22 protein-coding genes are annotated in these 23,722 nt (G+C 66.4%); 14 read left to right on the forward strand and 8 right to left on the reverse strand.

The features are described from left to right. Positions 1 to 43 precede the first annotated feature (43 nt). Together MB901379_RS02605 and MB901379_RS02610 are read right to left on the reverse strand one after the other, a co-directional pair. Positions 44 to 967 (reverse strand): aldose 1-epimerase, encoded by a 924-nt coding sequence (locus tag MB901379_RS02605; RefSeq protein ID WP_158015233.1) that lies wholly within the window; start codon positions 965 to 967, stop codon positions 44 to 46. An 88-nt stretch (positions 968 to 1,055) separates the two neighbouring features. Then, positions 1,056 to 2,240: an FAD-binding oxidoreductase gene (locus tag MB901379_RS02610; protein WP_162334305.1), complete on the reverse strand. Its 1,185-nt coding sequence runs from the start codon at positions 2,238 to 2,240 to the stop codon at positions 1,056 to 1,058. Positions 2,241 to 2,513: 273 nt separating this feature from the next. On the opposite strand from MB901379_RS02610, the gene clpB reads away from it, so the two are divergent. Then, positions 2,514 to 5,060 carry an ATP-dependent chaperone ClpB gene (clpB, locus tag MB901379_RS02615; RefSeq protein WP_158015235.1) on the forward strand — a complete coding sequence of 849 codons (2,547 nt, stop codon included), beginning with the start codon at positions 2,514 to 2,516 and terminating at the stop codon, positions 5,058 to 5,060. Here clpB and MB901379_RS02620 read toward each other — a convergent pair. Continuing rightward, positions 5,057 to 5,902 (reverse strand): enoyl-CoA hydratase/isomerase family protein, encoded by an 846-nt coding sequence (locus tag MB901379_RS02620; RefSeq protein ID WP_158015236.1) that lies wholly within the window; start codon positions 5,900 to 5,902, stop codon positions 5,057 to 5,059. The genes clpB and MB901379_RS02620 overlap by 4 nt on opposite strands. Positions 5,903 to 6,035: 133 nt before the next feature. Here MB901379_RS02620 and ttfA point away from each other — a divergent pair, with 133 nt between their 5' ends. The 5 genes from ttfA to MB901379_RS02645 are packed head-to-tail and all read left to right on the forward strand — an operon-like array spanning position 6,036 to position 9,843. Beyond that, positions 6,036 to 6,899 carry a trehalose monomycolate transport factor TtfA gene (ttfA, locus tag MB901379_RS02625; protein ID WP_158015237.1) on the forward strand — a complete coding sequence of 288 codons (864 nt, stop codon included), beginning with the start codon at positions 6,036 to 6,038 and terminating at the stop codon, positions 6,897 to 6,899. Between the two features lie 45 nt (positions 6,900 to 6,944). Next, on the forward strand, positions 6,945 to 7,718 hold the full coding sequence (locus MB901379_RS02630) for an SDR family NAD(P)-dependent oxidoreductase (protein ID WP_158015238.1): 774 nt from the start codon (positions 6,945 to 6,947) through the stop codon (positions 7,716 to 7,718). Beyond that, positions 7,705 to 8,244, forward strand: a complete 540-nt coding sequence (gene pyrE, locus MB901379_RS02635; protein WP_158015239.1) for an orotate phosphoribosyltransferase — start codon at positions 7,705 to 7,707, stop codon at positions 8,242 to 8,244. Before MB901379_RS02630 ends, pyrE begins: the two co-directional genes overlap by 14 nt. Before the next feature lie 10 nt (positions 8,245 to 8,254). Continuing rightward, positions 8,255 to 9,148, forward strand: coding sequence for a hypothetical protein (locus MB901379_RS02640; RefSeq protein ID WP_158015240.1), 894 nt, complete (start codon positions 8,255 to 8,257; stop codon positions 9,146 to 9,148). Beyond that, complete coding sequence (locus MB901379_RS02645) at positions 9,145 to 9,843, forward strand: TrmH family RNA methyltransferase (protein ID WP_158015241.1); 699 nt, start codon at positions 9,145 to 9,147, stop codon at positions 9,841 to 9,843. Before MB901379_RS02640 ends, MB901379_RS02645 begins: the two co-directional genes overlap by 4 nt. Positions 9,844 to 9,880: 37 nt before the next feature. Here the strand turns inward: MB901379_RS02645 and MB901379_RS02650 are convergent, their stop codons facing one another. Next, the gene (locus tag MB901379_RS02650) at positions 9,881 to 10,096 is read right to left on the reverse strand and encodes a dodecin family protein (protein WP_158015242.1); all 216 of its coding nucleotides are present in this window, start codon (positions 10,094 to 10,096) and stop codon (positions 9,881 to 9,883) included. Between the two features lie 17 nt (positions 10,097 to 10,113). Further along, a complete protein-coding gene (locus tag MB901379_RS02655; protein ID WP_158015243.1) occupies positions 10,114 to 11,079 on the reverse strand; it encodes a LysR family transcriptional regulator in 966 nt (321 codons plus the stop codon). A 24-nt stretch (positions 11,080 to 11,103) separates the two neighbouring features. On the opposite strand from MB901379_RS02655, the gene MB901379_RS02660 reads away from it, so the two are divergent. From MB901379_RS02660 to MB901379_RS02695, 8 genes are all read left to right on the forward strand, one after another. Further along, entirely contained in the window at positions 11,104 to 12,273 is a 1,170-nt protein-coding gene (locus MB901379_RS02660) for an XdhC family protein (RefSeq protein WP_174236965.1), read from the forward strand. 31 nt (positions 12,274 to 12,304) lie between these two features. Continuing rightward, entirely contained in the window at positions 12,305 to 13,195 is an 891-nt protein-coding gene (locus tag MB901379_RS02665) for an FAD binding domain-containing protein (protein ID WP_158015244.1), read from the forward strand. Between the two features lie 2 nt (positions 13,196 to 13,197). Next, entirely contained in the window at positions 13,198 to 13,680 is a 483-nt protein-coding gene (locus MB901379_RS02670; protein WP_158018892.1) for a (2Fe-2S)-binding protein, read from the forward strand. Continuing rightward, positions 13,677 to 16,067, forward strand: a complete 2,391-nt coding sequence (locus tag MB901379_RS02675; protein ID WP_158015245.1) for an aerobic carbon-monoxide dehydrogenase large subunit — start codon at positions 13,677 to 13,679, stop codon at positions 16,065 to 16,067. Before MB901379_RS02670 ends, MB901379_RS02675 begins: the two co-directional genes overlap by 4 nt. Next, complete coding sequence (locus MB901379_RS02680; RefSeq protein WP_158018893.1) at positions 16,067 to 16,945, forward strand: XdhC family protein; 879 nt, start codon at positions 16,067 to 16,069, stop codon at positions 16,943 to 16,945. The genes MB901379_RS02675 and MB901379_RS02680 overlap by 1 nt, the downstream gene beginning before the upstream one ends. A gap of 163 nt (positions 16,946 to 17,108) precedes the next feature. Next, positions 17,109 to 17,987, forward strand: coding sequence for an AAA family ATPase (locus MB901379_RS02685; protein ID WP_158018894.1), 879 nt, complete (start codon positions 17,109 to 17,111; stop codon positions 17,985 to 17,987). Positions 17,988 to 18,000: 13 nt separating this feature from the next. Next, entirely contained in the window at positions 18,001 to 18,639 is a 639-nt protein-coding gene (locus tag MB901379_RS02690; protein WP_158015246.1) for an SRPBCC family protein, read from the forward strand. A 15-nt stretch (positions 18,640 to 18,654) separates the two neighbouring features. Then, a complete protein-coding gene (locus tag MB901379_RS02695) occupies positions 18,655 to 19,920 on the forward strand; it encodes a vWA domain-containing protein (RefSeq protein ID WP_158015247.1) in 1,266 nt (421 codons plus the stop codon). Positions 19,921 to 20,004: 84 nt separating this feature from the next. On the opposite strand, the gene eutC is transcribed toward MB901379_RS02695, so the two are convergent. From eutC to eat, 3 genes are read right to left on the reverse strand one after another with little or no spacing between them, the layout of a single operon-like run. Then, entirely contained in the window at positions 20,005 to 20,778 is a 774-nt protein-coding gene (gene eutC / locus MB901379_RS02700; protein WP_158015248.1) for an ethanolamine ammonia-lyase subunit EutC, read from the reverse strand. Continuing rightward, entirely contained in the window at positions 20,775 to 22,184 is a 1,410-nt protein-coding gene (locus MB901379_RS02705) for an ethanolamine ammonia-lyase subunit EutB (RefSeq protein ID WP_158015249.1), read from the reverse strand. Before MB901379_RS02705 ends, eutC begins: the two co-directional genes overlap by 4 nt. Next, on the reverse strand, positions 22,181 to 23,632 hold the full coding sequence (gene eat / locus MB901379_RS02710) for an ethanolamine permease (RefSeq protein ID WP_158015250.1): 1,452 nt from the start codon (positions 23,630 to 23,632) through the stop codon (positions 22,181 to 22,183). Before eat ends, MB901379_RS02705 begins: the two co-directional genes overlap by 4 nt. Positions 23,633 to 23,722 lie beyond the last annotated feature (90 nt).

Consider the following 23,722-nt stretch of genomic DNA (forward strand, 5'->3'; position numbering starts at 1 on the left):
GCGCGGCCGCCGAAACTGGCGAGATGTCGTCGCCGTTGACCGCTCATGACTGCCGAGCTGGTCGCCGAGACGACGGCTCCACTCGCACGGAGAACACTGCGACCGCCGGTTCACCGGGCCGCGCAACCCGGTACCCGCCACGGCGCAACGCGTCCGTGGGAGCGGCCATGGGCTCGAAACACACCACGTCCTCACCCCGTGGCGCGAAGACCTGCGCCGCGGGGTAGCCCTGTTCGAAATGCACTTCCATGCGGTGCCGACCGCCGCGGACCGCGAACACCGCTCCCCGGTCCACTTGGTCGTAGCAGTCGTCAAATTCCTCGTCGCCTAATTCCGTCGCCATTGCCGGTTGCCGTACCACCTCACCGGTGGGTAGCCCCCGTTCGTCGAGCCGCAGCTGACACAGCGGTGGTGTTTCGATAATCCACTCGTGGCGCGCGACGTCTGGCACACGCAGGTACGGGTGAAAGCCAAAACACAGTGGCACCGACCGCTCGCTGGTCGGCCGCACCGTGGTGCGCACCGTCAGGGTCCGCTCGGCCAATAGGACCGTCAACGCGAGCAGGTGCGGATAGGGAAAGCTGGCCAGCAACTGCGGGTCGGCACCAAAGTCGAGTTCGGCGCTCACCTCGTTCACCGACTGCGCAGTCACCCGCCAGCCGCGATATCCCGCCAGGACGCCGTGGATGGGTAACCCGGCCGGGTCCGTGCGGACACCGTTTTCGCCCGGCGTCAACGTGACAGTCGCCCCTTCGGCGGTGTATGTGTGAGCGCCCAGTCGATTTGCCCAGGGGTACAGAATCGGGATCCCCATCGTCTTGCCGGCCGCAATATAGGCCGCCAACCCGCGTCGTTGGCCGAGCAGTTGGACACCGGCATCGGTCAATGAGTTACCGACCATGCCGGCCTCGGGCACGAACTGGGCCACCAGCGGTGACGCTGGGTCGCGCAGCGTAACGACATGCACGACGGTCAGACTAGTCGGATCGCTGGCGCTGCCGTGCACGCACGGCAGGTGCCCGACGGAGCGGGGTCCGGGCCGTCGACCGATGTTCTTATGATGGCAGCGGATCGTGCTGAATGCGTTCCGGCGGAGCGCCTTTGGCGATCAGAGCGACCTTGGTGGTGCGGACCATCGTGGGGCCGCCGCAGATCAGGATTTGCCGGTCGCCCCAGCCGCCGTACTTGGCGACTACGTCGGCCAGCCGGCCGGTCTGGCGCACGTGTAGCCCGCGTGGCGGCGAGAGGTCGGGATAGTCGGCGGCCCAGGCCGGGTCGCGGTTGTACTCCGTCACCGGAGAAACTGCCAGCCACGGGTTGTGTGCGGCAATCTGCCACAGCGTGCGCAGATCGTAGAGCTCGCAGGAATAGCGTGCGCCGAAAAACAAATGAACTCGCGGATTGTCCACGAAACGGCTGAGGTCCATGATCAGTGTCCGGAGCGGTGCCAATCCAGTGCTACCGGCAACCATGAGTACGTCGCCCCCGTGGCGGTCCACGTGCAAACCGCCATGCGGGCTGGCCAGCCGCCAACGGTCGCCCGGCGCCGTTTCTGTGACGATGGCATTGCTGGCCAGGCCGCCGGCTACCGCGCGGACGTGAAACTCGATGCGGCCGTCGGGATCGGAGGGGATGGCGGGGCTGAGGTATCGCCAACGGCGGGGGCATTGCGGGATTTGAACGTTGACATACTGGCCCGGGTGGTACTGCAGCGGCCGATCCAGGCGCAGGCGGACGACCGCGAGGTCACGGGAGACTCGGGTGTGTTCGATCACTGTGCCGTCCCACCAGGCCGGCCCTTCGTCGGAATCCGCGGCGCCGCTCATCACCCCGGTGATCAAGTTGAGCGACTGGTCGGCGGCCCGCTCGACGGAGTCGGTCCACGCGCTACCCAGATGGCTGCGCAATGTCGCATACAGTGCGGTGCGCAGGGTCTCGTAGTGGGTCGGCAGCACACCATATTTGCGGTGGTCGCGGCCGAGCTGGGCAAGGAAGGCCACCGGTTCCGCGGCACGCTGGGCTACCAGTTCGCCGTATACCCAGTGCAGTGCGTGCGCGAAAGCGGCTCGCTGGCTGCTCATTTCGGGTGGAAATAGGTCGTGCACCGAGATGTCGAGGGCAAACCAGTTGGTATAGAACTGGCGGACGACGTGGTTGGGCTCTGCTTTCGGGTCCGAACCCTGCTGTGGGGCGAAGGCGTCGCACAACACCCGCAATGCATCTCGGTCGTCGAGGCCCACGGAGCACGATTCTAGGCTCGCCGCGGCGCACCGGCGGTCACGACCGGGGTCCTCGCCGAGCGCTAGCGGTGCAGCGTGCGCCGGTTCGGGCGGCGATTTCCCCCCTCCCGCCGGCCGGGCCGATCCGGGCGCGCCGGTCCCGTCGTGGGTTTCCCCGCGGCGGCGGCGGCGGCGATAGAAAAAAGCTAGAGTTGAGCGGAACAGACTCAACCTTGACGGCGTTGCATAACCCGACAAGCATTTTTCCAGATACGTACCCTGAACGGAGCTGTCGTGGATTCTTTCAACCCGACCACCAAGACGCAGGCGGCCCTGACGTCGGCTCTGCAGGCGGCGTCGGCCGCCGGTAACCCCGAGATCCGGCCCGCGCATCTGCTGATGGCGCTGTTGACGCAGGCCGACGGGATCGCCGCGCCGCTGCTGGAGGCCGTCGGCGTCCAGCCAGCCACGGTCCGCACCGAAGCCCAGCACCTGCTCGACCGGTTGCCGCAGGCCAGCGGCGCCAGCGCCCAGCCGCAGTTGTCCCGCGAGTCCCTGGCCGCGATTACCACCGCCCAGCAGCTGGCCACCGAGATGGACGACGAGTACGTCTCCACCGAACACGTGTTGGTCGGGTTGGCCACCGGCGACTCCGATGTCGCCAAATTGCTGACCGGCCAAGGGGCCTCGCCGCAGGCGCTGCGGGAGGCGTTTGTGAAGGTGCGCGGAAGCGCGCGGGTGACCAGTCCCGAACCGGAAGCGACCTATCAGGCGCTGGAGAAGTACTCCACCGACCTGACCGCGCGGGCCCGAGAGGGCAGGCTCGACCCCGTGATTGGGCGCGACAACGAGATTCGCCGCGTCGTGCAAGTCCTCTCGCGGCGCACCAAGAACAATCCGGTGCTGATCGGTGAACCCGGCGTCGGCAAGACCGCGATCGTGGAAGGCCTGGCCCAGCGCATCGTGGGCGGCGACGTCCCGGAAAGCCTGCGCGACAAGACGATCGTCGCGCTGGACCTCGGCTCCATGGTGGCCGGCTCGAAGTACCGCGGTGAATTCGAGGAACGACTCAAGGCCGTCCTCGACGACATCAAGAACTCCGCCGGCCAGATCATCACCTTCATCGACGAGCTGCACACCATCGTCGGTGCCGGTGCGACCGGCGAGGGCGCGATGGATGCCGGCAACATGATCAAGCCCATGCTGGCGCGTGGCGAGCTGCGGCTGGTCGGCGCGACCACGCTCGATGAGTATCGCAAGCACATCGAGAAAGACGCCGCGCTGGAACGCCGCTTCCAGCAGGTGTACGTCGGCGAACCGTCGGCTGAGGACACCATCGGCATCCTGCGTGGGCTCAAGGACCGCTACGAGGTGCACCACGGTGTGCGCATCACCGACTCGGCGCTGGTGGCCGCCGCCACGCTGTCTGACCGGTACATCACCGCTCGCTTCCTGCCCGACAAGGCCATCGATTTGGTGGACGAAGCCGCCAGCCGGCTGCGCATGGAGATCGACTCGCGGCCCGTCGAGATTGACGAGGTCGAACGGTTGGTGCGCCGGCTCGAGATCGAAGAGATGGCGCTGGCCAAAGAAGAGGACGATGCCTCCAAGGAACGGCTGGACAAGCTGCGCGCCGAATTGGCGGACAAGAAAGAAGAGCTGGCAGAGCTCACCACCAGATGGCAGAACGAGAAGAACTCCATCGAGATCGTCCGCGAGCTCAAGGAGCAGCTAGAAACCCTGCGCGGTGAATCGGAGCGCGCCGAGCGCGACGGTGACCTGGCCAAAGCAGCCGAGCTGCGCTACGGGCGCATACCGGAGACGGAGAAGAAGCTTGAGGCCGCGGTGCCGCAGGCGCAGGCCCGCGAGCAGGTGATGCTCAAGGAAGAGGTCGGACCCGACGACATCGCCGAGGTGGTTTCGGCGTGGACCGGCATTCCCGCCGGACGGATGCTCGAAGGCGAGACGGCCAAGCTTTTGCGGATGGAAGACGAATTGGGCCACCGCGTCATCGGGCAGAAGCAGGCGGTGCAGGCCGTCTCGGATGCCGTGCGGCGTTCTCGCGCCGGGGTTGCCGACCCCAACCGGCCCACCGGGTCGTTCATGTTCCTGGGGCCCACCGGCGTCGGCAAGACCGAGTTGGCCAAGGCGCTGGCGGAATTCCTGTTCGACGACGAACGCGCGATGGTCCGCATCGACATGAGCGAGTACGGCGAGAAGCACTCGGTCGCCCGGCTGGTCGGTGCCCCTCCCGGTTACGTCGGCTACGACCAGGGCGGTCAGTTGACGGAGGCGGTGCGGCGGCGTCCGTACACCGTGATCCTGTTCGACGAGATCGAGAAGGCGCACCCGGACGTCTTCGATGTGCTCCTGCAGGTGCTCGACGAGGGCCGGTTGACCGATGGGCAGGGCCGCACGGTGGACTTTCGCAACACGATCCTCATCCTGACGTCCAACCTCGGCTCGGGCGGCACACCGGATCAGGTGATGGCGGCGGTGCGGGCGGCGTTCAAGCCGGAGTTCATCAACCGGCTCGACGATGTGCTGATCTTCGACGCGCTCAATCCCGAGGAATTGGTGCAGATTGTTGACATCCAACTCCAGCAGCTGGGCAAGCGGTTGGCACAACGGCGCTTGCAGCTCGAGGTGTCGCTGCCGGCCAAGCGATGGTTGGCGCAGCGCGGCTTCGACCCCGTGTACGGTGCCCGGCCGTTGCGGCGGCTGGTCCAGCAGGCCATCGGCGACCAACTGGCCAAAATGTTGTTGGCCGGCGACGTGCACGACGGCGACACCGTCCCGGTCAATGTCAGCCCGGACGGGGACTCCCTGATCCTGGGCTAGTCCGTGCGGCGCCGGTCACCCAGCTCGAAGTCGCGAGTCTGGGCTCCGGCGTCGATGACCTCCTGCAGGCGTTCGCGGGCGGCCGGCCGCGACAGCACTTGGCGGAACAGCTGGTCCTCGATCCGCAGGCCGGTCGCCAGATCGGCCCGACCCGCACGATCGGCGGGACAGTCTAAGGCGGCATCCACCGCACGTTTGGCGGCCGCGATGGCCTCCGGCGGCGCCGACGCGATGCGCATGGCCAGCTTGTCGACGAAGCGCCGTAGCTTCTCGGTAGGCAGCGCGCGGTCGATGTACCCCCAGGTTTCGGCGGTGGCCGCATCGACGTCCATGCAGCCGAGGATGACCTCCAGGGCCCGACCGCGACCGACCAGCTGGGGCAGCCGCTGGGTGCCGCCGCCACCGGGGATGAGCCCGAGTGCCACCTCCGGCTGGCCGAAGCGCGCCTTGCCCAGGGCGGCATAGCGCATATCGAACGCCATCGCGAACTCGCTGCCGCCACCGCGGCAGATGCCCTCGATAACGGCGATGGTGGCCTTCGGCAGGGTCCGGAAATTCTCCATCGCGGCGTGAAAGGGTGACAGCTCGTCGTGCAGTGCGGTGTCGTCGGTCGGCAGGTCCAAGATCAGCGCGACGTCCGCGTGCGCAATAAAGAAGTCCGGATCGGCCGAGTCGACTAGCAGGACCCGCACGTCGTCGTCGGCCGCGACCTCCGCGGTGAGGCGTTCGATTTCGCCGATCAGCGCGACGTCCAACAGATTGATCGGTGGATGGTCGATCGTTGCCCGGCAAACGCCACCGGCGGTGGCGATGCGTATGAGCTGGTAGTCCGGGTAGGGCATGAGCGGAACTTTACGAGCGATACGGGAGCTTATTCGAGCCAGTGGTGGCGAAATCCGTGCTTAGCAAACCTTGATTCGGTTGTGACCTGCTCGGATTCTGTACTCGGTGGGCAGAACGGTTAGGCTGTCCCGAATGGTCCCGCTTTGGTTCACGCTGTCCGCACTGTGCTTTGTCGGTGCGGTGGTGTTGCTATACGTCGACATCGATCGACGCCGCGGGCGCAGTAGACGACGGAGATCGTGGGCGCGGTCGCACGGTTTCGACTATGAGCGTGAATCCACCGAGATCCTGCAGCGCTGGAAGCGCGGCGTGATGTCGACGGTCGGCGATGTCCCGGCCAAGAACGTGGTGCTGGGGCAGATCCGCGGCGAGGCGGTCTACATCTTCGATCTCGAGGAGGTCGCCACGGTGATTGCGCTGCACCGCAAGGTGGGCACCAACGTCGTGGTGGATCTGCGGCTCAAGGGGCTCAAAGAGCCACGGGAAAGCGATATTTGGTTGCTGGGTGCGATCGGGCCGCGCATGGTGTATTCCACCAACCTCGATGCGGCTCGGCGGGCGTGCGACCGGCGGATGGTGACCTTTGCCCACACCGCACCCGACTGCGCCGAGATCATGTGGAACGAGCAGAACTGGACGTTGGTCAGCATGCCGATCGCAAGTAGCCGCTCCCAGTGGGATGAGGGGTTGCGAACCGTTCGGCAATTCAACGATTTGTTGCGGGTCCTGCCGCCGCTGCCGCCCGAGGGCCCGCAGGAGACCCGCCAGGAGACCCTGCAGGAGACCGGGGAAGCGCCCGACCGCTCGCTGGCTTCGGCCCGTCGCGCCGAGTTGCCGCCGCGGCGCGCCGCGGCTGATCCCGCCGCCGGGCTGATGTCCGACCCTGCGCGCCGCGCAGCCGAGCCGGTCCGTCGCGATGAGCCTCGTTCCGAGGGCACCCGGCGTCCACCGGCCAGCGGTCGCAACGGCCGCCAGGCCACGAACTACCAGCGCTGATAGCGCGCCCGGGCGCCTCGGGACCCGGTCAGTACACTGTCGCTCATGCCACGCCCCGTTGCCCTGATTACCGGGCCGACTTCCGGGATCGGCGGCGGCTACGCGCGACGCTACGCTCGCGATGGTTACGACCTTGTGCTGGTTGCCCGTGACGTGGATCGGTTAAAGCAACTGGCGGGCGAGCTGGAGGCCGACGCCGCCAATGTCGAGATTCTGCCCGCTGATTTGGCCGATGCGACCGGCCGGGAAAAGGTCGTCGACCGGCTGTCCCGGGGTGTGCGCGTCGTGGTCAACAACGCCGGTTTCGGTACCTCCGGAGAATTCTGGACGACCGATCCGGCCGCATTGCAGGGGCAGCTCGACGTCAACGTGACAGCGGTTATGCACTTCACCCGGGCGGCGCTGCCGCCGATGCTCGACGCCGGCGCGGGCACCGTCATCAACGTAGCCAGCGTTGCCGGGCTGGTACCGGGTCGCGGTTCCACCTATTCGGCATCGAAGGCGTGGGTGATTTCATTCAGCGAGGGCCTGTCCGTCGGCCTGCAAGGCACCGGCGTCGGTGTGCACGCCGTCTGCCCGGGATACGTGCGCACCGAATTTCACGCCCGGGCCGGCATCGACATGGCCAAGTTGCCGTCGTTCATGTGGCTCGAGGTCGACGAGGTGGTCCGCGAAAGCCTGACCGATATCGCCGCCGGAAAAGTGGTCAGCATTCCCGGTCTGCAGTACAAGGCACTCGTCGCCGCCGGGCGGATGGTTCCGCGGGGTCTGGCTCGGGCGGCGGTAAAAAGGGTCGGTGGTGGTCGTGGCCGAAGCTGACCGGGAAGAGCTAGCCGAGCTGGTGCGCCGGTTGTCGGTGGTGCATGGGCGCGTGACGCTGTCGTCGGGCAAGGAGGCCGACTACTACGTTGACCTGCGCCGGGCCACGTTGCACCATCGGGCGTCGGCGCTGATCGGCAAACTGATGCGCGAACTCACTGCCGACTGGGACTACGCGGTCGTCGGCGGCCTCACCCTGGGCGCCGACCCGGTCGCGACCGCCATCATGCATGCTCCCGGCCGTCCAATCGACGCGTTCGTGGTGCGAAAGTCAGTGAAAACCCATGGGATGCAACGACTTATCGAGGGATCAGAGGTTTCTGGTCAGCGGGTGCTGGTGGTCGAAGACACCAGTACCACCGGCGGCTCGGCGTTGACCGCGGTGCACGCCGTCCAAGAAGCGGGCGGTGAGGTCATCGGCGTGGCCACCGTGGTGGACCGGGCTACCGGCGCGGCCCAGGCGATCCAAGCCCAGGGAGTGCCGTACCGGAGCGTGCTCGGCCTGGCCGACTTGGGGCTGGGCTAGGCCGCCGGCCGTGCGTCTTCTGGTTGCGCTGGCCGTCGTTTTGTCCTGCCTGGTGGCCTGCTCTGGCTCGCAACCCGATCGCATCTACGGCGCCCAGCATGTGCGGTTCGGTGGGGCGCTAGCGGTGCTCGGCTGGAACATGGCGGTGTCGAATCTGCGTTGGTCCGGCGACTATGTCCTGGTCGATGTCGATGCCTCGGCGACGGATCCCAAGGCGCCGCACGCCAAACCCGAGGACATTCGTTTCGGGCTATACGGAGCGCTTTCTCACCCGATGGAATCCGCGGGCCCCGGCAGCTGCGATGACGCGATGACCAAGGTGCACGGCATCACCAACCCGCTGTCGGCGTCGCCGGACCGGCTTACCGGCACGGCATGCTTGGGCCCGCTCAACGACCGCAGCGCGGTCCGCGGCGTGTACACCTATTCGCCGCACGATCGGATCGCCAATACCGCCGCGGCGTACCCGGCCGCCTTCCCGGTGGGGATGCTGCCGACCAATCAGAACGACACCGGCCTGGTGGTCAAGACCACCAGCGTGTCGGCGTGGCGCGCCGACGGTACGCCGCTCTCCCAGGCCCAATTGGGTGATGCGGCGGCATTCACCGGCAACGGCTACATGCTGCTGGGGTTGCAGGTCGATGCCCTGGCGGCGCGCTACCGTGACGACTCCGCCGCCCGCGGTGGTCCGATGATGCTGCTCGCCGCGCCCACGTTGCCCGGCGCCGGGCTGAATCCCGCCTGTGCCACCTACGGATCGTCGGTGCTGATCCTGCCCGACGCATCGTTGGACGCGGTGCACGTCAACGCATCGCTGTGCACCCAGGGCGAGGTGAACGAGGCGCTGCTCTACGCGACGATAGCGGTCGTGGGTACGCATGCCGCGGTGTGGACCTCGCGATGACGCACGAGTCCGGAGCGCCCGGCCCCACCCCGGGTCGGGACGACCCGCAGCGGCCTCAGGCAGGACCCACCGAATGGGGCGCGCAGGTCAACGGCGTAGGGCCGTGGGAAGGTGACCCGCCCGATGATCCTCGGTATGACCCGGACTTGTTGCGCGACGGCGATGCGCGCAATGTCGTCGACGCCTACCGGTACTGGACGCGCTCGGCGATCGTCGCCGATATCGATACGCGTCGGCACGCGTTGCATGTGGCGATCGAGAACTTCGGGCACGACGCCAACATCGGCTCGGTGGTGCGCACCGCCAACGCGTTTGCCGTGGACACCGTGCACATTGTCGGCCGGCGGCGGTGGAACCGCCGCGGCGCCATGGTGACCGATCGCTACCAGCGACTGCGCCACCACGACAGCACCGCCGAATTGATGGAATTCGCCGTGGGTGCCGGATTGACCGTGGTCGCGGTGGACAACGTGCCGGGAGCCGCGCGGTTAGAGCAGACCGCGCTGCCGAAAAATTGCCTGTTGGTGTTTGGCCAAGAAGGGCCCGGCATCACCGATGACACCCGGACGACGGCGGCGATCACGGTGTCGATCGCCCAGTTCGGTTCTACCCGCAGCATCAACGCGGGCGTCGCCGCCGGGATCGCGATGCATGCTTGGATAAGCCAGCACGGGGACCTATCCCGCGCCTGGTAGGCGGCCCGGGGGGCGCTGCCCAGGACGGACACCCGCCTTACTGCGGTTTGGCCGGCCTCATCTTGAACGAGATCTCCAGCTTGATGCGGTAGGTGATCTTGCCGCTGGAATCCACCGACATGTCCTGCTCGATAACCCGTGCCACGCGGATGTCGTCGACGCTTTCCCGCGCCCGCTGCACCGCCTCGGCGGCGGCCTGCTCCCATGACGTGGGGCTCGTCCCGATGATGTCGATCACCTTGTACACGCTCATGGAGGTAAAGCGTATAGCTAACTCCAGAGCGTGACGTGCACCTTCGGGCGAAACCTCGTCACACCGACCCCGCTGCCCCGAATCATCGCCTGGATGCACCTCGGTGTGGTGATGAAGCGGACCAGTTCAGAAACGGCCGGTTGGCGTGCTGCCGGTGGCAAGGTTGCCGCGCACCATTCACCCGCCTTGTCCAGCCCCGGACCGGCCACGTGTATCAACCGGCCGGCGGAGAGATCTTTGGCGACGGCAAAGCCGACAGTCAAGGTCGCGCCGCCGACGCGCATAACTTCCTCCAGCGCGGCGGCGTCGCTCTGGAAAATCCGCTGCTGGGATTCCGGAATCGCCAAGTCGCGCAACATGGTTGCGGTCTCGCCGGTCACGCTGCCCGCCGACGGACCGAGCATCCACTGTTGCTGCCGCAACAGCGAATGCGTCGGAATCCCGACGGCTAGCGGGCTGTTGGGCGCCACAACGGCGATGATCTGGTATTTCAGAAAGGGCCGCACGAACAGCGTGGGGTCGGAACCGATGGAACTCTCGCTGGCCGGCCCGATCGCGATGTCGACCGCCCGCGAGCCGATCAGATCGCGGAATTGGCTGGTCGGATGCACGCTCAACTCGACGGATAGGTCGTCGGCCCGCGATGAAAAGAGTTCGATCAGGCCCGGCGCCGCGTGTTCGGCGAAGGTGCTGGACGCGGCGATGCGCAGCAAGCGACGACCGTGGGCCGCCTCGGTGACCTCGATCGCCGTCTGGTGCTGCAGGCCCAGGATCTCCACCGCACGACTGGCCAACCGCAGACCGCCCGGGGTAAAGGCCAGCCCGGAACCGGTCCTGCTGAACAGCGGATCGTCGAGCTCCTTACGCAGCGCCGCGACATGCATGGAAACTCCGGCGTCGGAGAGGCCGAGTTCGGCGGCGGCCGCTCGCACCGAGCCCAACCGCACCACCGCCGAATAGGCCCGAAGTTGAGCCGGGGTCACGGCTTTGAGCTTACTTTGGGATGTGTGCGCGACGTGCTTGACGAGCTAATGTCGATCTGGCGCGCCGGTGACAACGCAGGGCTGGCGACGGTGGTGCGCACCATGCGCTCGGCGCCGCGACCGCCGGGCGCTTCGATGGTGGTAGCGCAGGATGGTTCGGTGAGTGGCTCGGTGTCGGGCGGCTGCGTGGAGGGCGCCGTATACGAGCTCGCCGACGAGGTGATGCGGACCGGCATAGCTCGGCTGGAGCGGTACGGCGTCAGCGATGACGAAGCGTTCGCTGTGGGCCTAACCTGTGGCGGCATCATAGACATCTTCATCGAAGCTGTGTCGCCGGCGACGTTTCCCGACCTGGAAACGGTGGCAGACGATATCGGCGGCCATCGGCCGGTGGCGATCGCCACGGTCATCGCCCACCCGGACCCGCACCGGGTAGGCCGCCGGCTGGTGGTCCGGCCCGATGCCAGCAGGCCCGCGGCGGGATCGCTGGGATCGGTGCGTGCCGACGCCGCGATCACCGACGACACCAGGGGGCTGCTCGCGCTCGGGCGTAGCGAGATCCTCAAGTACGGGCCGGACGGGCAGCGCCGGGGCGACGGCATGGAGGTTTTCGTGTCCAGCTTCGCGCCGCGTCCACGCATGCTGGTGTTCGGCGCGATCGACTTCGCGGCGGCGCTGGCCCGGCAGGGTTCCTTCCTCGGCTACCGGGTCACCGTCTGCGACGCCCGCGCGGTGTTCGCGACGCCGGTGCGCTTCCCGACGGCCGATGAGGTCGTCGTCGAGTGGCCCAGCCGGTATCTCGCCGCCCAAGCCGAGGCGGGCGCCATCGATGAGCGCACGGTGATCTGTGTGCTCACCCACGACCCGAAATTCGACGTTCCGGTGCTCGAATTGGCGCTGCGCCTGCCCCGCGTCGGTTATGTGGGGGCGATGGGATCGCGCCGGACGCATCGGGACCGGATGGACCGGCTGCGCGCGGCTGGGCTGACCGATGCCGAGCTGAGCAGATTGTCCAGCCCGATCGGGTTGGATCTGGGTGCCCGCACCCCCGAGGAGACCGCGGTCTCGATCGCCGCCGACGTCATCGCCCGCCGGTGGGGTGGCGGCGGGCGTCCGCTGGCCGAGACTAGCGGCCGTATTCACCGAGACGCGCAGGTAGAGGGCGAGTTCAGGGATCACTTAACTCGATATTGACGCCCATTTCGGGCGGGCCGAGACTTGCGGCATGCAAGTACCAGGCCCCTTCGAATACGAACGTGCGACGAGCGTTGACCACGCCATCGGACTACTGGACCGGCTAGGGGAGACGGCCCGCGTTGTTGCCGGCGGGCACAGCCTGCTGCCGATGATGAAATTGCGTATCGCCAACCCCGAATATCTGGTCGACATCAACGACCTGGCGCCCGAGCTGGGATACGTGATCACCGATCCGACCCTGGTTCGGATCGGCGCGATGGCCCGGCATCGGGAAATCCTCGAGTCGGACGCGCTGGCGGCGGTGTGCCCGATCTTCCGCGACGCCGAGCGGGTGATCGCCGACCCCGTGGTACGCAATCGCGGCACCCTGGGTGGTTCGCTGTGCCAGGCAGACCCCGCCGAGGACCTGTCGACCGTGTGCACGGTGCTGGGCGCGGTATGCCTAGCGCGCGGACCGTCGGGAGAACGAGAGATCGCCATCGATGACTTTCTAGCCGGGCCGTACGAGACCACGCTGGCGCCCAACGAAATACTGGTAGAAGTTCGAATACCGGTGCGGCACAACACATCGAGCGCCTATGCGAAGGTCGAGCGGCGTGTCGGCGACTGGGCGGTGACCGCGGCCGGGGCGGCGGTCACCGTGGACAACGACGTGATCGCCGCTGCGCGAGTGGGCCTGACCGCGGTGAATCCGGACCAGGGCGCGTTGGTGGAACTCTCGCAGGCGTTGATCGGTCGCCCGGTCACCGAAGAGACCTTCGCCGAAGCGGGCCGACGAGCCAGCGAGGCGTGCGAGCCGGTGACCGACGTCCGTGGCACCGCCGACTACAAGCGGCATTTGGCCACCGAACTGAGCATCCGAACCCTGCGCAGCGCGGTACAGCGGGTGCGCAACCAGCCGGCCCCGGAAGGAAACTGATGATGCAGGTGACTATGACCGTCAACGGTGAGCCGGTCAGCGCCGAGGTCGAGCCCCGGATGCTGCTGGTGCATTTCCTGCGTGATCACCTGCGGCTCACCGGAACTCACTGGGGCTGTGACACCAGCAATTGCGGAACCTGCGTGGTGGATGTCGACGGCGTCCCGGTGAAGTCCTGCACCATGCTGGCCGTGATGGCATCCGGACGCAGCGTGCGGACCGTGGAAGGGCTGGCTGTGGGCGGCCAACTCGACCCCGTGCAGGAAGGGTTCATGCGGTGCCACGGCCTGCAATGCGGCTTCTGCACCCCAGGAATGATGATCACCGCCCGCGCCCTGTTGGACCGCAACCCCGACCCCGACGAGGAGACCATTCGGGAGGCGATCTCCGGTCAGATCTGTCGCTGCACCGGGTACACCACGATCGTGCGGTCCATCCAGTGGGCCGCCAAGCACGCCAACGAGGCAGTAAAGGCGGAGTCATGACCACCATCGAGTCCCGCCCAGAAGACCTAGCCGACAACGATCAAAAGCCATGCGGTCACGGCCGGATGCTGCGCAAGGAGGATCCACGATTCATCCGTGGGCGCGGCAACTACGTCGACGACGTCGCCCTGCCGGGCATGCTGCATTTAGCGATCCTGCGTTCGCCATATGCGCACGCCCGCATCGTCGGCATCGATGTGACTGCGGCCCTTGCTCATCCGAAGGTCAAGGCGGTGGTGACCGGCGCGGATCTGGCCGAGAAGGGCCTGGCCTGGATGCCCACGCTGTCTAACGACGTGCAGGCCGTGCTGGCCACCGACAAGGTGCGCTTCCAGGGCCAGGAAGTGGCGTTCGTCGTTGCCGAGGACCGCTATTCGGCTCGCGACGCGCTGGAGCTGATCGACGTCGAGTACGACCCGCTGGATCCCGTCATCGATGTCCGGCGTGCGCTGGATTCCTCGGCACCGGTGATTCGCAGCGATCTTGAGGGCAAGACCGACAACCACATCTTCGACTGGGAGACCGGTGATGCCGCGGCCACCGACGCGGTGTTCGCCAAGGCTGACGTCGTGGTCAAGCAGGAGATGGTCTACCCGCGGGTGCACCCCGCGCCAATGGAAACCTGCGGTGCCGTAGCCGATTTGGACCCGGTGTCCGGCAAGCTGACGCTATGGACCACCTCACAGGCCCCGCATGCCCACCGCACGCTGTACGCGTTGGTCGCTGGCCTGCCCGAACACAAGATCCGGGTGATTTCGCCCGACATCGGTGGCGGCTTCGGTAACAAGGTCCCGATCTATCCCGGATATGTGTGCGCGATCGTCGGCTCACTGGTGCTGGGCAAGCCGGTCAAATGGATGGAGGACCGCAGCGAGAACCTGACGTCCACCAGTTTCGCGCGCGATTACATCATGGTCGGGGAGATCGCCGCCACCGAGGACGGCAAGATTTTGGCGCTGCGCTCCAACGTGCTGGCTGACCACGGCGCATTCAATGGCCAAGCGGCGCCGACGAAATACCCGGCCGGCTTCTACGGTGTCTTCACCGGCAGTTACGATCTGGAGGCCGCGTACTGTCACATGACCGCGGTGTACACCAACAAGGCGCCTGGCGGGGTGGCCTACGCATGCTCGTTCCGCATCACCGAGGCGGTCTACTTCGTTGAGCGGTTAGTGGACTGCCTGGCCTTCGAGCTGAAGATGGACGCCGCTGAGCTGCGCCTGCGAAATCTGTTGAAGCCCGAGCAGTTTCCCTACACCACCAAGACGGGCTGGGTGTATGACTCGGGCGACTACGAAGCCACCATGCGTAAGGCCATGGACATGATTGGCTATGCCGCGTTGCGGGCCGAGCAACAGCAGAGACGCGAGCGTGGAGAGCTGATGGGCATCGGGATGTCGTTCTTTACCGAGGCGGTCGGCGCCGGACCGCGCAAGGACATGGACATTCTTGGCCTTGGCATGGCCGACGGGTGCGAGCTGCGGGTACACCCGACGGGCAAGGCCGTGGTGCGACTTTCGGTGCAGACTCAGGGGCAGGGGCACGAGACGACGTTCGCCCAGATCGTCGCCGAAGAACTGGGCATCCCACCCGACGACATTGAGGTGGTGCACGGCGATACTGATCAGACCCCGTTCGGGTTGGGCACCTACGGCAGCCGTTCGACCCCGGTCTCGGGTGGCGCCGCGGCGCTGGTCGCTCGCAAGGTGCGTGACAAGGCCAAGATCATCGCATCGGGGATGCTCGAGGTTTCGGTGGCCGACTTGGAATGGGAGAAGGGATCATTCCACGTCAAGGGAGATCCGTCGGCGTCGGTGACCATCGCCGATGTTGCGATGCGCGCGCACGGGGCCGGGGATCTGCCCGAGGGCATCGAGGGCGGTCTGGACGCCGAGGTGTGCTACAACCCGTCTAACCTGACTTACCCATACGGCGCGTACTTCTGTGTGGTGGACATCGATCCGGGCACCGGGGTGGTCAAGGTGCGCCGCTTCCTGGCCGTCGACGACTGTGGTACCCGGATCAATCCGATGATCATCGAGGGCCAGGTACACGGCGGCATCGTCGACGGCATCGGTATGGCGCTGATGGAGATGATCGCGTTCGACGAAGACGGCAACTGTCTGGGCGGCTCGCTGATGGATTATCTGATCCCGACCGCCCTTGAAGTGCCGCACCTGGAGACCGGGCATACCGTGACTCCGTCACCCCATCATCCGATCGGGGCCAAGGGGATTGGCGAATCGGCGACCGTGGGGTCACCACCGGCCGTGGTGAACGCAGTGGTTGATGCGTTGGCGCCGTTCGAGGTTCGGCACGCCGATATGCCGCTCACCCCATCGCGGGTTTGGGAAGCCATGCAGGGCAGAGCGAGGCCACCCATTTGATCACCATCAGTGAACGGGCCGCCCAGCTGTTGGCTGCGCGGACCCCGTTTGTCCACGCGACCGTGGTGCGCGCCCAGCCGCCCACCTCGGCATACCCCGGCGACGAGGCGATTCTTTTGGCGGACGGCACCATCGAGGGCTTCGTCGGTGGACAGTGTGCACAAAACTCCGTGCGCAAGGCGGCGCTGGGGGCCTTGCAGGCAGGCGAAAGTGTCTTGCTACGAGTGCTTCCCAACGGCGACGTGCATTTCCCGGAAGCCCCCGGCGCATGTGTGGTGGTCAATCCGTGCCTGTCCGGCGGGTCGCTGGAGATCTTCTTGACGCCACAGTTGCCCGCCCCGCTGATCCGGATCTACGGCGCCACTCCCATCGCCGGCGTGTTGATCGATGTCTGCCGGGTGCTGGGTTACGACGCTCGACGCGAAGCCGATCTGGCCGAGGATCCCGCTCTGCCGACGGCCGTCGTCATCGCCAGCCATGGCGGGCCGGAAGCTGAAATCATCCGCGCGGCGCTGGATAGCGGCGTCGGCTATATCGGGTTGGTGGCCAGCAAGGTTCGCGGCGCGGCGATCCTGGACTCGCTGCATCTCTCGGCGGACGAACGGGCTCGGATACGCACACCGGTCGGATTGGCGATCGGCGCCAAGACGCCCGCCGAGATCGCGGTGTCGATCGCCGCCGAACTGGTTGTCGCCCTGCGCGCTGGCAGGCTTGTCAGCGCATCGAGTAAACCGTGCGTGGAGGCGGTCGACCCGGTCTGCGGCATGTCCGTGCCGACCGGGCCCACCACCGAGCACCTGCGCTTGGCCGGTACGGACTACTGGTTCTGCTGTTCGGGTTGCCGGACGGCATTCGTGGCCAGGAAGGGCAGTGCATGACAGCGCGTGGCGTCACCGGCTTGGTGCCGCTGCTCGCCGGCGGCCCAACCGCTTGGCACCTGTACGGCGGTCGCGCGGTATGCAAGCCCATCGGGTGGCCCTCGATGCGGGCACCTGGGACGACCATCGGCGGCTGCGGGAATCGGTGTCGTGAATGACCGATATGACCTTCAACGACCCCGAGGACGTGATCCGGCGGTTTGACACGCAGGACTACCTGCTCGATATCGGAACGGCGTCCGCGATCTACCTGGCGATAAGCCTTGGCAGGCCGCTGTTGTTGGAAGGTGAGCCCGGAGTCGGCAAGACGACCGCTGCGAAAACCCTTGCAACCGTTCTAGATACCCCGCTGGTCCGGCTACAGTGCTATGAAGGTCTGACCGCTAACGAGGCGCTCTACGACTGGAACTATCAACGTCAGTTGCTGTCCATCCGGCTCGCCGAAGCGCGCGGAACCGGTGTCTCGGATATCTCGGTGGGCGACCTGTACGCCGAGACATATCTGGTGGAGCGTCCCATTCTGCAATGCGTGCGTCATCGTGGGCCGGTCCCTCCGGTGCTGTTGATCGATGAAATCGACCGTGCTGATGACGAATTCGAGGCACTGCTGCTGGAGTTCCTTGGTGAATCCGCAGTTACCGTTCCGGAGCTGGGTACCTTCGTCGCAGAGCGGCCGCCGATTGCCGTTCTGACCTCAAATCGCAGCCGAGACCTGCACGACGCACTGCGGCGACGCTGCCTGTATCACTGGATCGACTACCCCGAGCCAGACCGGGCGGCCGCGATTGTCCGTCGAACGGTGGCAGGCGCGACCGCCCCGTTGATCGAGCACGCCACCCAATTCATCGGCAACACACGCGAACTGGATTTGGACAAGCCGCCCGGGGTAGCGGAAACCATCGACTGGGTTGCCGCGCTGGTGTCGCTGGGCGTCGCGGATCTGGTGAGTCCAACCGCGCTGGGCAGCCTGGGTGCGCTGGCCAAGACGCCCGACGACCGTACTCTGATTCGCGAGGCATTTGTCGAGTACGGCCGGACATGAGAGGACCCCCAGGATGAAGCTCGCCAACCAGTTCACCGTCAGCGCGCCGATCGATCGGGCCTGGGACGTGCTGTGCGATCTGGAGCAGGTGATTCCGTTGATGCCGGGCGCACAGCTGACCGGTCACGAAGGCGATGACTACCTCGGCAAGGTCAAGGTCAAGGTCGGTCCGGTCACCAGCGAATTCAGTGGCAAGGTGCATTTCGTCGAACGGGACTCGGCGCAGCACCGGGCGATCATCGACGCCAAAGGCAAAGAATCGCGTGGTACCGGCAACGCGGCCGCCACCGTCACCGCCCAGTTGCAGGAGGCGGGGCAAAGCACGCGCGTCACCGTCGACACGGACCTGAAGATCGTCGGCAAGCTGGCCCAGTTCGGCAGCGGAATGCTGCAGCAAGTGTCGGAGAAGTTGCTCAGCCAGTTTGTGGACTCGCTGGAGGCCAAACTCGCCGCCAACGGACCGACAAGCCAACGGAGCCCAGAAGACCAGGAAGGTCCGCCCGATGCGGCCGCCGCGGCAGCGGCCGCCGAACCCGCGCCGATCGACCTGCTTGAGCTCGCCGGGGCCGATCGACTCAAAAAGTACGCTCCGGTGGCGGTGGCCACGCTGGCCGTGCTGGTGCTGATCTGGGTGCTGCGCCGGCGGCGCTGAGCGGGGCCTTCCTCGATGGCCGGCCCAGCGCTGTTACGGGGTGTCGATTTGGCGGCCTTCGCGGCCGCGATGGTGGCGCGGCTACGCGACGCCGGAGTGGCGGTGTCGGCCGGTGGCCAGGCGAGCTTTGTCCAGGCGCTACGACACATGGTGCCGCACACCGTGTCGGCGCTGTACTGGGCGGCGCGGTTGACCCTGGTCAACCGGATGGAAGAGCTGGTGGCCTTCGACGCGGTGTTCGGCGAGGTGTTCGGCGGTATCGGCATTGACGCGACGCAGCGATCCTCTGGATCGCCGCTGCTGCCCGGCCCGCGTACGCCGGCGGCCGGGATCGTGCACGGCACCGCCAGCCGATCCGGTGCCGCCGCGGATACGTTGCCGTGGGCCACCCGCACCGCCACCGAGCAGGACGGCGCGCCACCCGGGGCAGTCCGGCTGCCGGACTTCCTGCCCAGCCGCATCGCCGCGCTCGCCGACGAGCCGTTTGACCAGTTCGATCCCGACGACCTACGGCAGCTGGGTTCGTGGTTGGAAACGTCGGTGCAGCGCTGGCCCCGTCGACGCAGCCTCCGGTTCGAATCCAGTCGCCACGGCAAGCGCATCGACTTGCGGGCGACTATGACTGCCTCGCGGTCCACCGGCTGGGAATCGCTGCGGTTGGCGCGCACCCGGCCGCGGCGCCGACCCCGGCGGATCGTGTTGGTTTGCGACGTGAGCCGGTCAATGCAGCCCTACGCCGCGATCTATCTGCACTTGATGCGTGCGGCGGCCCTGCGCCGAGGTGGGCTGCGGCCCGAGGTATTTGCGTTTTCGACGTCGTTGACCCGGCTCACGTCGGTGCTCTCGCACCGCAGCGCCGAGGTGGCGCTACAACGAGCCAACGCGAGGGTGGTTGACCGCTACGGCGGCACGTTCATCGGCCGCAGTGTCGCGGCCCTGCTCGCGGCACCGCACGGCAACGCGCTGCGTGGTGCCGTGGTGATCATCGCCTCCGATGGCTGGGACAGCGATCCACCCGAGGTGCTCTATCACGCGCTGGCCCGGGTGCGGCGTAGAGCCGAGTTGCTGGTCTGGCTCAATCCGCGTGCCGCGCAGGAGGAATTCCAGCCGTTGGCCGGTTCCATGGCGGCCGCGTTGCCGCAGTGCGATCTGTTCCTGCCGGCGCACTCACTGGCCGGCCTACACCAACTATTTCTGGCGTTGGGGGCGCACCAGCAGCGCACCAGCAGCGCACCAGCAGCGCATCAGCAGCCAAGTGATCGCCCGCTCCCCGACACATAAACCACGTACACGACACGCCGGGGAGGGAGGCCAACGTTTATATCGCGCGAGCCAAGGCGGCTGTCGGTGTCGCTGCTGGTGTGGTCAGTCGCTGCCGGGTACCTCGCCGGCGCCGAGTTCGTTACGCGAGGTGTCCTTGAGGGCCACACCTGAGCGGCCAAGCTTGCGGGCCCCGGCGACGAGGGCCGCGGCAGTGGCGGCGGCGGCCTCGTAGTCAAGACCGTCGGGAGGGTGGATATTGGAGATGCAGTTGCGATCCGCGTCGGTCAGCCCCGGTACCGGCCGGTGGGTCAGGTAGATGCCCAGGCTGTCGGCCACCGATAGTCCGGGGCGTTCTCCGATGATGACCAGCAGCGTGCGTACCCCCAATGCCTGACCGATGTGGTCGCCGAGGGCAACGCGGGCTTGGGTCGCGATCACCGGCGTTGCGAGGCGATAGCGATCCTCGAACTGACGAACCAGGGCGGCGACCAGGCCGGCGGCGTGCTCGGTCAGTGCGCGCGGCGATAGCCCGTCGGCGAGCACGATGCCGATGTCGGCGCCGGTGTTCGGCAGCACAGAGAGGTCTGCCGGGGTGCGGCCGAGGTCGGGTCGGCGCAGGTACTCGCCCCGTGAGGCGGCTTTGCTGCGCACCACCAGTGGGGCACCGATGCCGAGCTTGCGGATCTCCACGGTGAGGCCATCGACATCGAGGGGATCATGTACGGCGTCGCGGGCGGCCGCGTGCGCGGCCTGGAACTCCAGGACTCGCTGGGTCGGCAGCGAATTACCGGCCCGGCCAAGCCCGATCCGTGCTTTGGTGACGTCTCGTAACAGTGCCCACACGTCGTCTGTGGGCCGCGCGTCCGGGGTATTCATGCACCGGTTGCCAATGCCCGCAGCGGTGAGGTCGCGAGATCGATGGGCAGAATTCGGCCGGTGCCGTCGGCCATGCCCAGACCGGCCAGCCAGCTTTCGAATTCGGGTGCGGGGCGCAGCCGCAATAGCTGGCGCACATACAAGGGATCGTGAAACGACAGGCTTTGATAGCCGAGCATGATGTCGTCGGCGCCGGGGACGGCGATGACGAAGGCCGCGCCCGCCACGCCCAGCAGGGTGAGCAGCGTATCCATATCGTCTTGGTCGGCTTCGGCGTGGTTGGTGTAGCAGACGTCGACGCCCATCGGCAGGCCAAGCAGTTTGCCGCAGAAGTTGTCCTCAAGTCCGGCGCGGATGATCTGCTTTCCGTCGTAGAGGTATTCGGGTCCGATGAACCCGACCACCGTGTTGATCAGCAGCGGCTGCAGCAGTCGGGCGACCGCGTAGGCTCGCGTCTCCAAAGTCTGCTGATCGACGGGCTTGCCGCCGGTGCCCAGGTGCGCTCCGGCGGACAGCGCCGAGCCCTGTCCTGTCTCCAGGTACATAACGTTGTCGCCGACGGTGCCACGGTGCAGCGACCGTGCGGCTTCGTTGGCTTCCAACAACATTGGGATGGTCACACCGAAACTGGAATTCGCGCCTTCGGTGCCGGCGATGGACTGGAACACCAGATCGACGGGCACACCGCGGTCGATCAATTCGGTGGTGGTCGTCACGTGGCATAGCACGCACGATTGCATCGGGATCTCGAAACGTTGCCGTATGTCGTCGAGCAGATAGAGCAGATCCGCCGTTGCGTGGGGCGAGTCGGTGGCCGGATTGATGCCGACGACGGCGTCGCCGCAGCCCATGAGCAAGCCGTCGAGCATGCCGGCGGCGATTCCGCGCGGGTCATCGGTCGGATGATTGGGCTGCAGCCGGGTGGCGAGCGTGCCCGGCAACCCGATGGTGGTGCGGAAGGCGGCGGTGGCGGTCGCCGCGGCGGCGACCAGAATCAGGTCCTGGTTGCGCATGATCTTTGACACGGCGGCAACCATTTCCGGGGTGAGACCAGGGGCAATGGCGGCCATGCGAGCCGCGCTATCGTCGCGGGTTGCGTTGTCCAACAACCAATCTCGAAAACCGCCCACGGTCAGATGGGATATCAGGGCGAATGCGTCGCGATCGTGACTGTCGATGATGAGCCGGGTAATCGCGTCGGTTTCGTAGGGGACGACCACGTCGGTGAGAAACCTCGTCAACGGCATGTCGGCAAGTACCCAAGCGGCGGCGGCACGTTCGGCGTCATGCTCGGCGGCGCAGCCGGCGAGCTGGTCACCGGAGCGTACCGGCGTGGCTTTGGCCAGCACCTCCACCAGTCCGGAAAAGCTGTAGGTGGTACCCGAAATCGTCTGTCGGTAGCTCACTGCGGTTCGCTCTCACAATGTTGGATGCGGGCTAGTTCCTCGTCGGGGGAGTTGGCGACCAATTGATGGCGACTGTATAGGCCGAAATAGAGGATGAACCCGACGAATACGCCCAGGCAGCATAGCGCGGCTACGGTGTCCACCAGGAAGGTGGCAATGAGTGCGGTCGCGGCGACCAGCAATGCGAAGCCGGAGGTGGCAATGCCACCGGGAGTGCGATAGGGGCGGGCCATAGCGGGTGCCCCTCGCCGCAATACGATGTGGCTCGCCATCATCAATACGTAGCTCAGCGTGGCCCCAAAGACGGCCATATTCAGCAAAAGATCACCTTTGCCCGTGGTGGATAGTGCGAAACCGATGACACCGGGCACGACCAGAGCCAGCGTCGGCGCTTTTCGCGAGTTCGTGATTGAGAGGGCTGTCGGCAGGTAGCCCGCCCGCGACAGCGCAAACAATTGCCGGGAGTAGGCGTAGATGATGGAAAAGAAGCTGGCGACGAGCCCGGCCAACCCGATGTAGTTGACGACGGTGGCCGCGCCGGTCGGTCCCAGCGCCGCCACGAGCGGGTTGCCGGATGTCGACATCGCCTGGGCGCCGCCGGCGCCGGTGGCCAACAGCAGCACGGCCGCACACGTCACCGCCAAGACGCTGAATGCCGCGGTGATCCCGCGCGGAACATTGCGGGCCGGATCCGCCGTCTCCTCGGCGGCCAGCGGCACTCCCTCGACGGCGAGGAAGAACCAAATCGCAAAGGGCAGCGCCGACCACACGCCAAGATAGCCGTGCGGCAGGAAACTCGATGCGCCCGCGGCGCCGGACGGCATGATATCCATCAGATTTCCGGACCGGAAGCGGCCCACGGCGGCAACGGCGAAGACCAGGAGGCCCACCAGCGCGATAGCGGTGATGACGAACATGACTTTCAGCGCTTCACCCACACCGGACAGATGAATGCCGATGAAAACCGCATAAATGGCGAGGTAGACCCACCAGCCGTCGCGAATGCCGAACAGGCCCAGCGATTGCACGTAGGCACCGATAAAGGTGGCGATCGCCGCGGGCGCGATCGAATACTCGATCAAGACCGCGGTGCCGGTCGCAAATCCACCCCACGGTCCCAGCGCCCGCCGGGCAAACGTATAGCCGCCGCCAGCGGCCGGCAGGGCTGCGGCCAATTCAGCCATGCTTAGCACCAACGCCAAATACATCGCGGCGATCACTACGGCCGCGATCGCCAATCCGCCGAAGCCACCGCGTGCCAGCCCGAAGTTCCAGCCGGAATAGTCCCCAGACACCACATAGCTAACGCCTAGGCCCGCCAGCAGCAGCCACCCGGCACTGCCGGTCTGTAGTTGTCGTTTCTGCAGGTAGGCCGGTGTCTCCAGGTGGCTGTCGGTGCCACTTGAGTGATCGCTCGTTAGGTGGGCAACCTCGTGATCGCTTGGCACCTCGGCAGCCTCCAGTCTCGTTCGATGGGACTTCAGCATCTGGCCTGGTGGTCGGGAAAGCCAAGCCGTGCAATACAGACTTAACTTTCA

Source organism: Mycobacterium basiliense, assembly GCF_900292015.1.
In the GTDB taxonomy this organism is placed as follows: Bacteria; Actinomycetota; Actinomycetes; order Mycobacteriales; family Mycobacteriaceae; genus Mycobacterium; species Mycobacterium basiliense.